The sequence below is a fragment of the Paracoccus litorisediminis genome, assembly GCF_009711205.1.
GTDB classification, from domain to species: Bacteria; Pseudomonadota; Alphaproteobacteria; order Rhodobacterales; family Rhodobacteraceae; genus Paracoccus; species Paracoccus litorisediminis.
Genome location: NZ_WMIG01000001.1, coordinates 290,243 through 304,295, shown reverse-complemented (window position 1 = coordinate 304,295; position 14,053 = coordinate 290,243). Strand labels below are relative to the sequence as shown.

The following is a 14,053-nucleotide window of genomic DNA, read 5'->3' as shown; positions in this document are numbered from 1 at the left end:
GGCATGGCAATTCTTACCATTCGCAACCTGACCGTCCGCTTCGCGACCTCGACCGGCAGCTTTACCGCTGTCGACGGGATCGATGTCCGCGTCGACAAGGGCGAGGTTCTGGCCATTGTCGGGGAATCCGGCTCGGGGAAATCGGTGTCGATGCTGGCGGCGATGGGGCTTTTGCCCGACACCGCCACCGTCACCGCCGATGAGATGACCTTTGACGGCAAGGACCTGCTGCGCATGTCCCCGAAAGAGCGTCGCAAGATCATCGGTCGCGAGATCACCATGATCTTCCAAGAGCCGATCGCCTCGCTGAACCCGTCCTTCACGACTGGCTACCAGATCGAGGAAGTCCTGCGCTACAATGCCGGGCTGTCGAAAAAGGCTGCTCGCGCCCGCGCGCTGGAACTGTTCCGCCAAGTCGGCATCCCCGACCCCGAGGAAAAGCTGAAGGCCTATCCGCACCAGATGTCGGGCGGGCAATGCCAGCGCGTGATGATCGCCATGGCCATTGCCACCGGTCCGCGCCTGCTGATCGCGGATGAACCCACGACCGCGCTGGACGTGACCATCCAGAAGCAGATCCTGGATCTGCTGATGGAGCTGCAGGAAAAATCCGGCATGGCGCTGATCCTGATCACCCACGATATGGGCGTGGTCGCGGAAACTGCCGACCGGGTACAGGTGCAGTACAAGGGCAAGAAGATGGAAGAGGCGGACGTGCTGTCGCTGTTCGAGGCGCCCAAGCACCCCTATACCCGCGCGCTGCTTTCGGCCTTGCCGGAAAACGCGACGGGCGACCGCCTGCCCACCGTGGCAAGCTTCCTTGAAGGCGAGGTGAACCGATGAGCGTGGTCGTCGAAGGCAAGAACATCATCCGCGACTATCACATTCCCGGCTCGCTTCTGCGTCCCGCGAAAACGGTGCGCGCGGTCAAGGGGATCAGCTTCTCGGTCGAGCGTGGCAAGACGCTGGCGATCGTCGGTGAATCCGGTTCGGGGAAATCGACCTTGGCGCGGATCATCGCGCTGATCGACCAATCCTCGGGCGGCGAGCTGAAGATCGAGGGGAAACCCATCGACATCGCCAAGCAGAAGCCCTCGCGCGATATGCGCTCCAAGGTGCAGATGGTGTTCCAGAACCCCTATGGTTCGCTGAACCCGCGCCAGAAGATCGGCGATGTGCTGATGGAGCCGCTTCTTCTGAACACCGACATTCCCGCCGCCGAGCGTCGCCGCCGGGCCGAGGAAATGCTGGTCAAGGTCGGCCTGCCGGCCGAGCATTTCAACCGCTACCCGCATATGTTCTCGGGCGGGCAACGCCAGCGGATCGCGATTGCGCGGGCGTTGATGCTGAACCCGACGCTGCTGGTTCTGGACGAGCCCGTTTCGGCGCTGGACCTGTCGGTGCAGGCGCAGGTGCTGAACCTGCTGCGTGACCTGCAGGAAGAGTTCAACCTGGCCTATGTTTTCATCAGCCACGACCTGTCGGTGGTGCGCTACATCGCCGATGACGTGCTGGTGATGAACAAGGGCGAGGCGGTCGAGCAGGGGACCCGCGAAGAGCTTTTCGCGGCCCCCAAGCACCCCTATACGCGCGAGCTTTTCGCCGCGACCCCGATCACGGATGTCGAGGCGATCCGTGAAAGGGTCGCCCGCCGCAAGGCGATGCGCGCCGCAGCCGTATAAACGAAAAGGCCCGGTTCACGCCGGGCCTTTTTCATTTCAGGTCATAGTAGTCGTGGTGCTGGCCGCGCCAGTCCCGGATGCGATAGCTGCCCGGCCCGGTTTCCTCGACATGGCCGCTGGCCAAGGGGGCCTTGCCGTAGCCGCCCGGCAGATCCAGCACATATGTCGGCAGCGCCGTCCCCGACAGCCGCCCACGCAGCGCGGCCATGATCGTCTGACCCTCGGCAATCGTGGTGCGGAAATGGCTGGTCCCGCGCGCCAGATCGCAATGGTGAAGGTAATAGGGCTTCACCCGGTTGCGCAGCAGCGCCCGGAACAGTTCGGCCAAGGTTTCGGCATCGGCATTTACGCCCTTCAGCAGCACCGTCTGCGACAGCAGCGGAATGCCCGCCACTGACAGGCGCTTCAGGGCTGCACAGGCGTCCGGCGTCAGTTCCTGCGCGTGGTTCGTATGCAGGACCACCCAGACGGCCAGACGGTCGCTTTGCAGCGCCTCCAGCATGGCCTCGTCGATGCGATGGGGGGCGACGACCGGGATGCGGGTGTGGAAGCGGACAAGGTCCAGATGCGGGATGCCCTCCAACCGGCGCATCAGCGCGGTGATGCGGCGCGGGGACAGCACCATCGGGTCGCCGCCAGTCAGGATGACCTCATGGATGGCGGGGGTGCGGGCGATATAGTCCAGCGCGGCGGTCAGATCGGCGTCGGGCAGGGTGCCTTCTTCGCCCACCACCTCACGGCGGAAGCAGAAGCGGCAATAGACCTCGCAGGTGCGGGTGATGTGCAGGATCACCCGGTCGGGATAGCGATGGGTCAGGCCCGGTGTGGGGCTGTAGGCTTGGTCGCTGATCGGGTCCAGCAACTCCTCGGGGCGGATGTTCAATTCACGCGCGTCGGGAACGAATTGCGCAGCGACGGGGTCAGCTGCGTCGCGGATCGCGCCCTGCATGGCGGGTGTGATGCGGATGCGGAATTCCTCTGCGACCGCCTCAAGCTCGGCTGCATCGCCAGCCGCAGCCAGCCCGGCCCCGACAAGGGCAGGCACGGTCGTCAGCGGGCGAGAGGGCATGGTCAAGGCAGTCCTGCGCAGGGTTTGGAAAGCGCAGGCTTATGCGCGCATCGGGTTAAAATTGCAATGGCCTCGCGTTCGGCAATGTATACATTGTCGACGAAGCAGCAAATCGGAGGAAATCCCCTTGAGCGTTCAATTGTTCGATCTGACGGGCCGGACGGCCCTTGTCACCGGTTCATCACGTGGCTTGGGCCGCGCCATGGCCGAGGGGCTGGCCAAGGCCGGGGCCCGCGTCATCCTGAACGGCGTCAACGCCGCCCGCCTGGACGAGGCCGTGACCGAATTGCGGGGCAAAGGGCTGGATGTTGCGGCGCAGGCCTTTGACGTGACCGATGAGGCCGCGATCAAGGCGGCCTTTGAAGAGTTGGACCGGACCGGGCAACAGGTGGATATTCTGGTCAACAACGCCGGCATCCAGTTCCGTCGTCCGATGTTGGAGCTGGAGACCGCCGACTGGCAGCGGGTGATCGACGCCAACCTGACCTCGGCCTTTGTCATCGGGCGCGAGGCGGCCAAGCGGATGGCGGCGCGCGGTCATGGCAAGGTGATCAATATCGGCTCGCTGACCTCGGAACTGGCCCGTGCGACCATCGCGCCCTACACGGTCGCCAAGGGCGGCATCAAGATGCTGACCAAGGCGATGGCGGCGGAATGGGGTGCGCTGGGCATTCAGGCCAATGCTATCGGTCCGGGCTATATGGTCACCGACATGAACGAGGCGTTGCTGTCCAATCCGGAATTCGACGCATGGGTCAAGGGCCGGGTGCCGATGCGCCGCTGGGGGCAGCCCGAGGAGCTGGCCGGAATCGCGATCTTTCTTGCGTCCGCGGCGTCGAGCTATGTTTCGGGTCAGATCATCTATGCCGATGGCGGCATGATTTCGGTGCTGTGAAAACCGGAAAGGCCGCGGCATTTGCTGCGGCCATCTGCACCATTCCTGAAGAGGGGAAGTGGTGCCCGAAGGCGGCATTGAATACCACTAGATATGGAAATCAAAGCAACTCAGCAGATATCGAAATCCTAGAGGAACTTGCCCAACTTCCGATAACGCGGCATCATGGCAAATCAGTGTAAATCACCTAATACTATATCTATGGGTGGACCTAGGGGTGGACTGACTTTCCTTCGCGACGGAGATGGATTGTGCGAGCGACAAACAGGCTAAGCGCTAAAGGTGCCGTGTCTCTGGGGCCGGGCAAGCACGCCGATGGCGCTGGGCTGTGGCTGGTCAAGGACGAAGGCGGACGCGGTAAATGGGTGCTGCGTGTGACGATCTATGGAAAGCGTCGCGAAATGGGGCTCGGTGCATTCCCGGCTGTATCTCTAGCAGAGGCGCGCAAGAACGCCGACGTCGCTCGATCGATTGTACGAGCGGGACTGGACCCCATCAAAGTGCGTGAGAATGCGAAGCGCGAGGCGGCGAGAAACCTTCATATACTGAATGATATCGCCCTCGATTGTTTCGAGACACGAAAGGCCGAGTTGAAAGGCGATGGGGTGGCAGGCCGCTGGTTCAGCCCGCTCGAAATCCATGTGTTGCCGAAGTTGGGCAAGATGCCGGTAGCAGAAATAGACCAGACCGACATTCGCGATTGTCTAAAGCCGATTTGGCATGAGAAGGCTGAGACAGCCCGCAAGGCGATGAACCGTCTCAGCCTGTGCTTGAAGCATGCAGCGGCGCTGGGCCTGCAAGTGGATCTGCAAGCGACAGAGAAGGCTCGCGCTCTGTTGGGGAAGCCTCGACACAAGCCTGAGAACATTCCCGCGCTGCCTTGGCAGTATGTGCCGGAATTCTATTCCAGCTTAAACGAAGGGACGGTGACGCATCTTGCGTTGCGGCTGCTCATCCTCACAGGAGTACGCTCGAACCCTCTGCGCTTTATTCATGAAAACCAAATAGATGGTGATGTGTGGACGGTTCCTGCCGAGGCAATGAAAGGGCGTAGGGATGCTACTGCCGATTTTCGGGTGCCGCTGGTTCAGGAGACGTTGGCAATCATCGAGGAGGCAAGAGCGCATAGTCGCGATGGCTTCATGTTCCCTAGCGTCAGGAAGGGCGTCATTTCTGACGCGACGATGGCTCGGCTTATGGAACGCCGGGGAATGACCGAGCGCCCGCACGGCTTCCGTTCTAGCCTCCGTGACTGGTTGGCCGAGACGACCGATGCTCCGCACGATGTGGCAGAAACGATGTTGGGACATGTGGTCGGCGGTACGGTGGAGCGGGCATATCGCCGGACGGACTTTCTTGAGCAACGACGGGCGCTGCTGGCACGCTGGACGCAACATGTGACCGGCCAGAAAGGCGCCGTTGTCAAAATGGTTGGAGGTCAAGCGTGAGCAAGAAGTCCAAGCGAGCTCACGCCGTTAAGGAGCAAGTAATTGCGGCGCTAGACGCTATGAAGTCTCTGTCAGATGACGAAAAGTACCAAGTAGCTTTGGAAGCTTGGTGTGAAATACTTCTTCACGAAGTGAAGGCAGGGAAGCTTTCGAAAACGGCGGCTAGTCTTGACCTGATGTCTTCTGCGTTATCGGCCTTTGATGGCGGTAAATCGCATGCCTTTTTGCGGATGTGCTATCCGATAAAGGCGTGGCGGGATGAGACGGTGGAGATTCCGAAAGCATGGGTTAGGCCTCTGGCAGAGGCGTGGCAGGCTTACAAAGTGGCAGGCCCTGAAACGACACTTGGCGAGGTTATGGGTGTGGAAGGGGGCGGGCAAGGGAAGCGGCCCGCGCGCTTCGTGATGCAAAGCCTAAAGAAAGAGATCAGGCGAGCCAATGATGTTGATATCGAGATTGGCGTTGCCGCAATGGATAGCCAGTTCCTTTCCAAGGAAGACGCAATTGCTGCTGTAGCCGAACGTCATGGCATTAGCGCTGACGCTGTGAAAATGGCCTATAATTCCGCGGTCGGGAAAAGGGGGGGGCACTTCCCGAAGTAGTGCCCCTGAACGGCACCGCGTCCGCACTCATCATCATCCCATCGCAATCAACGTATGGGCTGACCAATGACAATCACAGACCCCCTACTGAAAGACCGCGAAGCCGCGCCGCTTCTTGGAATTAGCGTTCCGACCTTCTGGCGTCGTGTGGCTGATGGCACAATTCCAAAGCCGATCAAGTTGGGTGGGCTATCCCGCTGGCCACAATCTGAAATCCTCACCGTTATCGAGCGCGCAAAGGCAGCGCGCAGCGACGCCGCATAACGAAACCGCCACCCGGGGCAGGGCGGCGGCGCAATCGTTTGACGGTACTGGGATACCGTTAATATAGCGCCCAGCGCCCTTGCCTGCAAGATGAAAGGCAAGGCTATGACCTTCGAAAAGCAATGGCCCGCGAGGGCATATACTGTGAGCGACGGCGCGCAAGCTTCCCGTGTCGTCGTCAAAGGCAGGGATCGGTGGGCTCTTGAGGAGCTGATGCAGGCCGGTCCCAAGGGTTGCACCCCCATCACGCATCCTGGCCCCCGCTGGTCGGCTTACGTGTTCAAGCTGCGCAAAGCCGGCGTCTCCATTGAGACCATCCACGAGCCCCATGATGGGCCGTTTCCGGGCAACCACGCACGGTATTGCCTTCGGTCCAGTGTCATTCCTAGCCGGGAGGCTGCGGCATGACCGACCTGGGTATCATTCCGAAGAACAGCCGTGAGGAAATCCGCATCACGGCGGAAATATTCAAGGGTCACGCCATCATCAACATCCGCGTCTGGTATAGCGACGATTCAGACGAGATGCGGCCTGGCAAGCAGGGGCTCGCGTTCCGGCTGGAACTTCTGCCCGCTGTTCTTGAGACGTTGAGCAAGGCAGTGAAAGGCGGTGTCGCATGATGGCGCTTCGCATTTCGCGTCTCTGCATTCGCTATGGCATAAGCTACGACCGCGCAGCCTTGATGGCTTCCCTGATCTGGGGGGCCGGCCGTGACTGATGCTCGCACCCTCACGCAATCGCTCGGCGGCAAATGGTATGGCCGCTACGGCCTTGCCTGCTGCCCCGCCCACGGCGACCGCAAGCCGTCTCTGTCACTGGCAGACGCTCCGGATGGGCGGCTGCTGTTGAACTGCAAGACCGGCTGCGCCTTCACCGATATTCTGGATGCCCTGCGTTCGCGAGGCGCGATGACCGGCGACTATCGGCCCGAGCCGCTGAGCCCAGCCGAGATTGCCCGGCGCAAAGCCGAGGACGAAGCCGCAGCCATACAGATGGAGAAACGCGCACGGACCTGCTGGACCGAGGCGCAGCCGATCGTCGGCACCATCGTGGAAACCTATCTGCGGGGCCGCGGCATCACCTGTTCGTTGCCTGAGAGCCTGCGCTTTCATCCCGATTGCTGGCATCCGAGCGCCCAACGCGTTCCCGCCATGGTGGCGCGGATCGAGGGGCTTCCGCGGTTGGCACTACATCGGACCTATCTGCGGCCTGATGGCAGCGGCAAGGCCGATTTGGACCCGCCTAAGGCCATGCTCGGCGCGGCGCTGGGCGGGGCTTTGCGGCTCACCGAGGCGCAGGGGTCACTGGTGGTTGCTGAGGGCATCGAAACCGCTCTGAGCCTCGCCAGCGGTTTGCTGGGGCGTCCCGCGACGATCTGGGCGGCCCTGTCCTGCGCCGGGATTGCCGGGCTGCACCTGCCTTCTAGGGCCGGGCGCCTGACCATTGCCAGCGACGGCGACGAGGCGGGTCGAGCTGCCGCACACAAGTTGGCCGAACGTGCCAGCGCCCAGGGCTGGACGGTCAGCCTTCTTCCAGCCCCCGAGGGACGGGACTGGAACGATATCCTGAACAAGAAAGGGACCGCAGCATGACCGCGCCCATGAGTATCGAGATTGCCCAGCCCATCCCGTTCAAGGCCGAGGGACCGCAGCCGCTCATGCGGGAAATCCCGCCCGGCGAACCCTATCCTGTTCATGCCCTCGGGCCGCTTCTGGCTGCCGTGGAGGCCGTGCAGGACATCTCGCAAGCTCCCGCAGCCATTGCCGCCCAATCGGCGCTCTCCATAGCTGCCCTGGCGGTTCAGGGCTTCGCGGATGTGGAAATCCTCGGAGGTGGCACCGCGCCGTGCTCACTGTTCTGCCTGACTATTGCCGAGAGCGGCGAGCGCAAGTCCACCTGCGACCGGCTGCTAATGGCGGGCATCCGCGACCATGAAGCCCGCGAGGCTGTCACATATCGCGATGCTTTCCGCGAATACGAAGTCGCCGCTGAAATCTGGCAGGGCAAGCGCAAGCGCCTGATGGCCGACGCGGCCGGCGCGGATCCGGGAAAGGTCCTCAAGGCGCAAGCCGAGTTGCAGACCTTGGGTCCGGCGCCGGTCGAGCCCCTGAAACCGAACCTGACCTTTCAGGAGCCGACGATTGAAGGGCTGTTCAAGTTCTACCAGGCCGGAAGGCCGTCAGTCGGGCTTTTCACAGATGAAGGGGGCAGCTTTATCGGTGGGCACGGTATGAACACCGATAACCGGCTCAAGACCATCGCCGGCTATTCCAGCCTCTGGAATGGCGACAAGCTGACCCGGATGCGGGCCGGTGACGGCACCAGCGATTATCCCGGTCGTCGCCTGTCCATGCATGTCATGGTGCAGCCGATCATCGCACATCCCTTCCTTGCCGATCCTCTGGCCGCTGGCCAAGGTTTCCTGGCGCGGTTTCTCATAACCGATCCACCTAGCGCCATCGGCACGCGGCTGCGGCGCGGGCATGATGCGGGCAGCCGCTTGAATTTAGATGCCTTCACCGTTCGGCTGGCCCAGATTCTCGCCTCGCCCCTGCCGACGGGGGACACGCAGCGTGAACTGGCACCCGTTACGTTACCGCTGTCGGCTTCCGCCCGTGATCTGCTGTGGCGCTTCTACGAGGAAACCGAGATGGCACAGGCGCTGGGCGGGTCACTGGAGCAGATCCGCTCCTACGGCTCGAAGGCCGCGGAACAGGCGGCGCGCATCGCCGGGGTGCTGACGCTATGGACCGATCTGGATGCACGGGAAGTCGCTGCCGAAGCGATGACATGGGGCATCGAGCTTGCCCGCTTCTATCTGGGCGAGGCACTGCGGCTGGCCGAGGCCGGCGCCATCTCGGAGGAGACAAATCGTGCCGAGATGCTGCGTCGATGGCTGTTGGATAGTTGGCCGCATCAAGACGTGACGCCTCGCGAGGTGACGCAATACGGACCGAATAGCCTTCGCGAAAGCAAGGTAGCGCGCGCCGTGCTGGCCGTGCTTGAGAAGCACGGGTGGATCATTCCCTTACCGGAGGGGGAGGTGATCAGGGGAGCCGCCCGGAAAGAAGCATTCCGCATCGTGAGGGCTGGTCATGGTGTCTGAAAAGCAATCCGCTGGCGCTGCTACTATCGCTACATTCGCTACATGGGTGTCATTCGTAGCGGGAGTAGCGGATGTAGCGGGGGTGCAAACCAAAAATAGCACGACGGCACGGGTCGAAGGCTGGCCATTTTTTAATGGAGGAAAAAGGCCTGCCCGGATGAGTCTCTGGTCGATGTTGTCGTGGTCTGCAAAAAGGCATGGCCGCCTCTGGACGCCAGTTCCGCTTCGAAACCACCTACGCTGCTACACCAGCTACATCCGCTGCGCAGACCGCTTTTTAGCGGTGATTAGCGGTGCGGCTATGGCTTCCGGGGGGCTGTCATGAGCCGGGTTGTCCGTAATCTGCTTCGCAAGCATGCCCTCTACTTTGCCGCCAAGTGTGTCGTTCAGAATCTGTCGGTCTCTCGGAGCGGTGAGACAACTCGGATGATCCAAAATGACGTGGCCAATGCCATCCTTCTACGCACCTATTCGGAGCACTTCCGCAACATCAGCAAGCCAACCTCGATACGGATGAATCTTGCCGAGGCGATGGCGTTTTCGGAATTCCTGCCCGTGCCCCGCTGGGGAGATACGGTCTGGCTGGTAATGGTCTCTGACCGCGCGGGGCGGACGGGTTACGGCTTGGCGCAAGAGTGGTCTGAAAGGGTAGATCCGTTCATTCGGGAGAGTGAGGCCAGGGCTCGCGCGCAACACCTCGCCTGTGATGCTGCAATCGGGAACCACAACCTCAGAAATATGCCTGCCGCTGGATTCGGCTGATCTGTTTTGCTGGAAAATTTTTGATCGTTGAGGTAATATAATACCTACAAATGTGCGTGGCAGTTTGGCCGCACGCAGCAATGTTTGAGGGTTGAAATGGGCTATATTTTCGGTGGCAACGCTGGCAACTCCTACGAAGACATGCGTCGACAACGCTGGCAAGCACAGCAACTTGCGGCGGGCATGGATGACTTGTCGGGACCGGGTGCAGGTATCAATGCTCTGGCTCACGGTCTGGCGGCGGGTGTCCTGAACCGCCGAGCAAATGCCGCTGAGAGGCAGGGAGTTGAGCAGGCGAACGCGGCGTGGGGCCAGGTTTTCGGCAATGGCGCGCCGGCACCTGTCCCTCAGCAACAGCCCCCTCAGCAGTCGGCGCTCGGCACGTTATTTTCGCGGGCATTTGGTTTTGGCCCGAGGGGCGGCACGCCTTTTTTTGAGGAAGGGTCGCAAGGCGCGGACCCGCAACAAAGCGCGCCCCAACAGATAACCGGACAAGCCCCGCAGGGCGACCTTGGTAGCTACTTGCGGAATGGGCTCGTCTCGCGGGGCCTTCCCGAGCACGTCGCTGACGGCTTCCTGATGAATTTTCAGGACGAGAGCGGCATGAACCCCGGCATCAACGAGCAAATCCCCACCGTTGCTGGTTCGCGTGGTGGTTACGGCTTGGCGCAATGGACTGGACCGCGGCGCGTGGCGTTGGAACGGTTCGCGCAGGAGGCCGGTCAATCCGTCAGCGATCCAGATGTGCAGATGGATTTCCTCGTGCAGGAACTGCGAGGCCCCGAAAGTGCGGCTGCACGGAAAATCCTTGCGACCTCGAACCCTGGGGAAGCTGGTGCGGCTGTTGTGAACAGCTTCCTGCGGCCTGCTGAGCAGCACCGGGCATCGCGTGAGGCTGAATATCTCGGCGGTGCGCCTTCTTCGCAGGGCCAAATGCCCGCAACGGGAATGGACGCAGACATGGCTGCGATGGCCCAGCTGATGGGCAACCCGTATCTGGATGAGGGCAGGCGGTCGGTGCTTGGAATGCTGATGCAGCACAGGTTCGGGCAGCAGAATGCGCTCTGGGAACAGCAGATGGCGGCGCAAGACCCGCTTCGCCAAATGGAGATGGAAAAGGCGCAGCTTGAACTCGACACGATGCGCAACCCGCAGCCCAAACAGACCGACGACATGCGCGAATATGATTTCGCGAAGTCTCAAGGCTATCAGGGTTCTTTCCAAGACTTCATGCTGGAAATGAAGCGGGCGGGTGCCAGCCAACAGAACGTGACGGTTGGTCAAAACAGCAGCAAGTTTACGGACAAGAGCGACGAGCTTGCCGCAACGAGGCTTGGTGAGGTTGTGACGGATGGGCAGAACGCTGGGCGTCTCATGGGCGATCTGCAATCGCTCGCCGGTTTGGCTGGTCAGATCAACACGGGGAAGAGCGCAGAGCTGGCCGTGAAGTTCGGCCCCTATGCCGAAATGCTCGGGGTGAATATCGACGGCTTGCCAGAATTGCAGGCGTATCAGTCGATCATTGACAGGCTGGCGCCGGCGATGCGCACGCCCGGTGCAGGGGCTTCATCAGACTTCGACGCAAAGCAGTTCCTCAGCTCACTACCGACGCTCGCCAGAACTCCCGAAGGCAATGCCATCATCAACGAGACGATGCAGTCCATTCAACGCCAGAAGATGGCAGCGGCGGATATTGCGATGCAGGCGCAGCGCGGAGAAGTCTCGTGGCAGGATGCCGAGCGCAAGATGGCGGCGCTTGGTAATCCCTACGAGACGTTCAACAAGATGCGCGACAAGATCAGCGATGGCACGTCGCAGGCTCCGCAGGTCGGCGAGTTGCGCAAGGGTTATCGCTTCAAGGGTGGTGATCCGGCCGACCCGAATAGCTGGGAGAGGCAGTGATGGCCGGTCCTTGGGAAGATTATCAGCCGCAGGCCGCGCAAGAGGATGGCCCATGGGCGGATTTCGCGCCTGCTACGCAGGAGCAACCGACCGGACGCAGGGCCCTCGCATCGACCGAGGACGGCGGCACCATCTGGGAGTTGTCGGACGGCAAGCGCGTATTCAGCAGTCCGAACTACAGCACCAGCGACCCGGAACAGGTCGCGAAGCTGATGGAGGGCGCGACACCGGCTGATGTGTCCATGTCGGGATGGAACGATAGCATCATCAACCAGAACCCGGTGGAGGCCCGCGCGCTAAAAGCCGTGGAGGGTACGCCGTTTATTGGATCCTATGCCGATGAAGCCGTCGGGGCCGTTTATGGTGACAAAGCACGCGATGCATGGCGCGCCACCTCGAAGGCTATGGACGATGAAAAGCCGCTTCAAAGCGCTGGCCTTCAACTCGCTGGCGGTTTGGCAACTGGTGTCCCGGCTGCAGTAGTTGCGGGCCCCGGCATGGCTGCGCAGAGCCTCGGCGGGAACATGGTGCGAGGCGCGGGCTTGGGTGTCGTGGAAGGTGCCACTAGGGGGTTTGGCCGCGGCGACAATGGAGCAGAAAACCGGGTTGCCACATCGGCAACAGACGCTGCTTTCGGAGGTGCCGTCGGGTTGGCCGTGCCAGCTGTCGCGCATGGGGTTGGGGCTCTCGCATCAGCATTCCGAAATCGCCTGAATCAATCGCAAGGCATCAGTCGGATAGCCTCTGGTCTTGGTATCTCCCCAAAGGCTAGTCGTCTGCTGTCTGATACGCTCGAAATGGACGATCTATCCCGGATGGGTTCGGCACTGAACGACGCCGGGCAGGATGCGATGCTTGCGGATGCCGGTCCAACCACGCGCAACGCGTTGGACTTCGTGACGCAAGCCCCCGGTGAAGGCGCACGCACTGCGCTTCATCGCATCGATGACCGAGCAACGGCAGCCGGCGGGCGCCTCAACGCCGCGCTGGATCAGTCGCTTACCGGCAACAATATCGGTGCTGCCGGAGGCCGTCAGTTCAACGACACGGCCCGCTTGCAGGGTGATGTGAGGCAGTCCACCGCGCCGGCCCGCAAGGCGGTCTACGACGCTGCCTATGCGCAGCCCATCGACTATGCCAGTGAAGCCGGGATGCGGCTTGAGGGGCTGCTTAAGCGCGTTCCGGCGAAGGCTATCAATGACGCAAACCTGCTGATGAAACTTGATGACGACGCATCACGCCAGATCCTTGCCAGCATTGCTGATGACGGGTCTGTCACAATGCGTCGGATGCCCGATGTTCGTCAGTGGGACTACATTAAGCGGGCGCTGGATCAGGCGGCATCGACCGGCGAAGGGCAGGGGGCTATGGGCGGGCAAACCCCGCTGGGGAATGCCTACAAGGGACTGTCCCGCACCATTCGTCAGGCCCTTGGTGAAGCGGCCCCGGCCTATGATGACGCTACCCGGGTCGCAGCCAGCGCAATTGACGAAGTGCAGGCGATCAAGACCGGTTCGGAACTGCTGCGCCCGCAAGTGACCCGCGCCGAGGCGGAAGCCGCGCTTGACGGCATGTCCGGAGCGGAGCGCGCGGCGGTAAAGCGCGGGCTGAGGCAGAGCATCGATGATGCGGTAGCTAATGTCCGTGCCGTCGCGACCGATCCGAACATGGATGCCCGCGAGACCTACAAGGCATATGCCATGCTCACGTCGCGGGCCTCGCAGGACAAGATGAAGCTTCTGCTCGGCGACGACTGGCATCCGCTCAAGACGGCGATTGACGAAACGGCGTCCGCTCTCGGCTTACGTGCTGGCGTTGGTGGGAACAGCAAGACCGCACAGCGCGGGGCGTTCGCAGCAATGCTGGATGACAGCATGGAGCCGGGGGCTTTCCGCAAAGGTGAGCCCGTCAAGACAGCCAAAGGCTACTGGCGGCAATTCACCGGCTCAACGCCGTCACAGATCCAGCGAGCGAAAGGGACTGTGCGGAACGAACTCGCCGACGTGCTGACCCGGCCAAACGCTCGGGCTACTCTTGATGCGATTGAGCGCGCTCGCGCAGCATTTCCGCTTTTGCCGGATGCTGGGGGAGCGCTTCGGCGCGGGACGCTTGCGGTTGGGGTCGGTGCGAGTCCGGCGTTGGCTGAACAACTGCGCAGGCGGCTATTGCGACAGTGATTGCAATGAATACTGCCATGCCGATCGCCGGCCAGTCATTGGCGTTCCTATGAATTCGCCAGAGGGCATAGACGAACCATCCGGTGGCGAAATTTGCCAGCATGACGGTCAGGTAAACAGCGGCGATGCTCATCGGTCGAATATGG

14 protein-coding genes are annotated in these 14,053 nt (G+C 61.7%); 13 read left to right on the top strand and 1 reads right to left on the bottom strand.

The annotated features are described in order from the left end of the window. Positions 1 to 3 precede the first annotated feature (3 nt). Both GL300_RS01560 and GL300_RS01555 read left to right on the top strand, forming a co-directional pair. Complete coding sequence (locus tag GL300_RS01560; RefSeq protein WP_155037816.1) at positions 4 to 843, top strand: ABC transporter ATP-binding protein; 840 nt, start codon at positions 4 to 6, stop codon at positions 841 to 843. Beyond that, positions 840 to 1,682, top strand: coding sequence for an ATP-binding cassette domain-containing protein (locus GL300_RS01555; RefSeq protein WP_155037815.1), 843 nt, complete (start codon positions 840 to 842; stop codon positions 1,680 to 1,682). The genes GL300_RS01560 and GL300_RS01555 overlap by 4 nt, the downstream gene beginning before the upstream one ends. Positions 1,683 to 1,713: 31 nt before the next feature. Here GL300_RS01555 and GL300_RS01550 read toward each other — a convergent pair whose 3' ends face one another. Beyond that, the gene (locus GL300_RS01550) at positions 1,714 to 2,751 is read right to left on the bottom strand and encodes a lysine-2,3-aminomutase-like protein (RefSeq protein ID WP_155038522.1); all 1,038 of its coding nucleotides are present in this window, start codon (positions 2,749 to 2,751) and stop codon (positions 1,714 to 1,716) included. A 127-nt stretch (positions 2,752 to 2,878) separates the two neighbouring features. Between GL300_RS01550 and GL300_RS01545 the strand changes: the two genes are divergently transcribed. From GL300_RS01545 to GL300_RS01505, 11 genes are all read left to right on the top strand, one after another. Then, positions 2,879 to 3,646 (top strand): SDR family oxidoreductase, encoded by a 768-nt coding sequence (locus GL300_RS01545; protein ID WP_155037814.1) that lies wholly within the window; start codon positions 2,879 to 2,881, stop codon positions 3,644 to 3,646. Positions 3,647 to 3,933: 287 nt separating this feature from the next. Next, on the top strand, positions 3,934 to 5,094 hold the full coding sequence (locus tag GL300_RS01540; protein ID WP_343042879.1) for a tyrosine-type recombinase/integrase: 1,161 nt from the start codon (positions 3,934 to 3,936) through the stop codon (positions 5,092 to 5,094). Next, positions 5,091 to 5,696: a hypothetical protein gene (locus GL300_RS01535; RefSeq protein WP_155037813.1), complete on the top strand. Its 606-nt coding sequence runs from the start codon at positions 5,091 to 5,093 to the stop codon at positions 5,694 to 5,696. The genes GL300_RS01540 and GL300_RS01535 overlap by 4 nt, the downstream gene beginning before the upstream one ends. Positions 5,697 to 5,762: 66 nt before the next feature. Then, entirely contained in the window at positions 5,763 to 5,960 is a 198-nt protein-coding gene (locus tag GL300_RS27235; protein WP_170297585.1) for a helix-turn-helix domain-containing protein, read from the top strand. A gap of 90 nt (positions 5,961 to 6,050) precedes the next feature. Beyond that, on the top strand, positions 6,051 to 6,368 hold the full coding sequence (locus GL300_RS27385) for a winged helix domain-containing protein (RefSeq protein WP_425495919.1): 318 nt from the start codon (positions 6,051 to 6,053) through the stop codon (positions 6,366 to 6,368). Beyond that, the gene (locus tag GL300_RS01530) at positions 6,365 to 6,580 is read left to right on the top strand and encodes a transcriptional coactivator p15/PC4 family protein (protein WP_155037812.1); all 216 of its coding nucleotides are present in this window, start codon (positions 6,365 to 6,367) and stop codon (positions 6,578 to 6,580) included. Before GL300_RS27385 ends, GL300_RS01530 begins: the two co-directional genes overlap by 4 nt. A gap of 90 nt (positions 6,581 to 6,670) precedes the next feature. After that, complete coding sequence (locus GL300_RS27230) at positions 6,671 to 7,552, top strand: DUF7146 domain-containing protein (RefSeq protein ID WP_343042878.1); 882 nt, start codon at positions 6,671 to 6,673, stop codon at positions 7,550 to 7,552. Further along, positions 7,549 to 9,066, top strand: a complete 1,518-nt coding sequence (locus tag GL300_RS01520; protein WP_155037811.1) for a YfjI family protein — start codon at positions 7,549 to 7,551, stop codon at positions 9,064 to 9,066. Before GL300_RS27230 ends, GL300_RS01520 begins: the two co-directional genes overlap by 4 nt. Positions 9,067 to 9,387: 321 nt before the next feature. After that, positions 9,388 to 9,828, top strand: a complete 441-nt coding sequence (locus GL300_RS01515; RefSeq protein WP_155037810.1) for a hypothetical protein — start codon at positions 9,388 to 9,390, stop codon at positions 9,826 to 9,828. Between the two features lie 96 nt (positions 9,829 to 9,924). Further along, on the top strand, positions 9,925 to 11,730 hold the full coding sequence (locus GL300_RS01510) for a phage tail tip lysozyme (RefSeq protein ID WP_155037809.1): 1,806 nt from the start codon (positions 9,925 to 9,927) through the stop codon (positions 11,728 to 11,730). Continuing rightward, complete coding sequence (locus tag GL300_RS01505) at positions 11,730 to 13,907, top strand: hypothetical protein (RefSeq protein WP_155037808.1); 2,178 nt, start codon at positions 11,730 to 11,732, stop codon at positions 13,905 to 13,907. The genes GL300_RS01510 and GL300_RS01505 overlap by 1 nt, the downstream gene beginning before the upstream one ends. Positions 13,908 to 14,053: the final 146 nt, after the last annotated feature.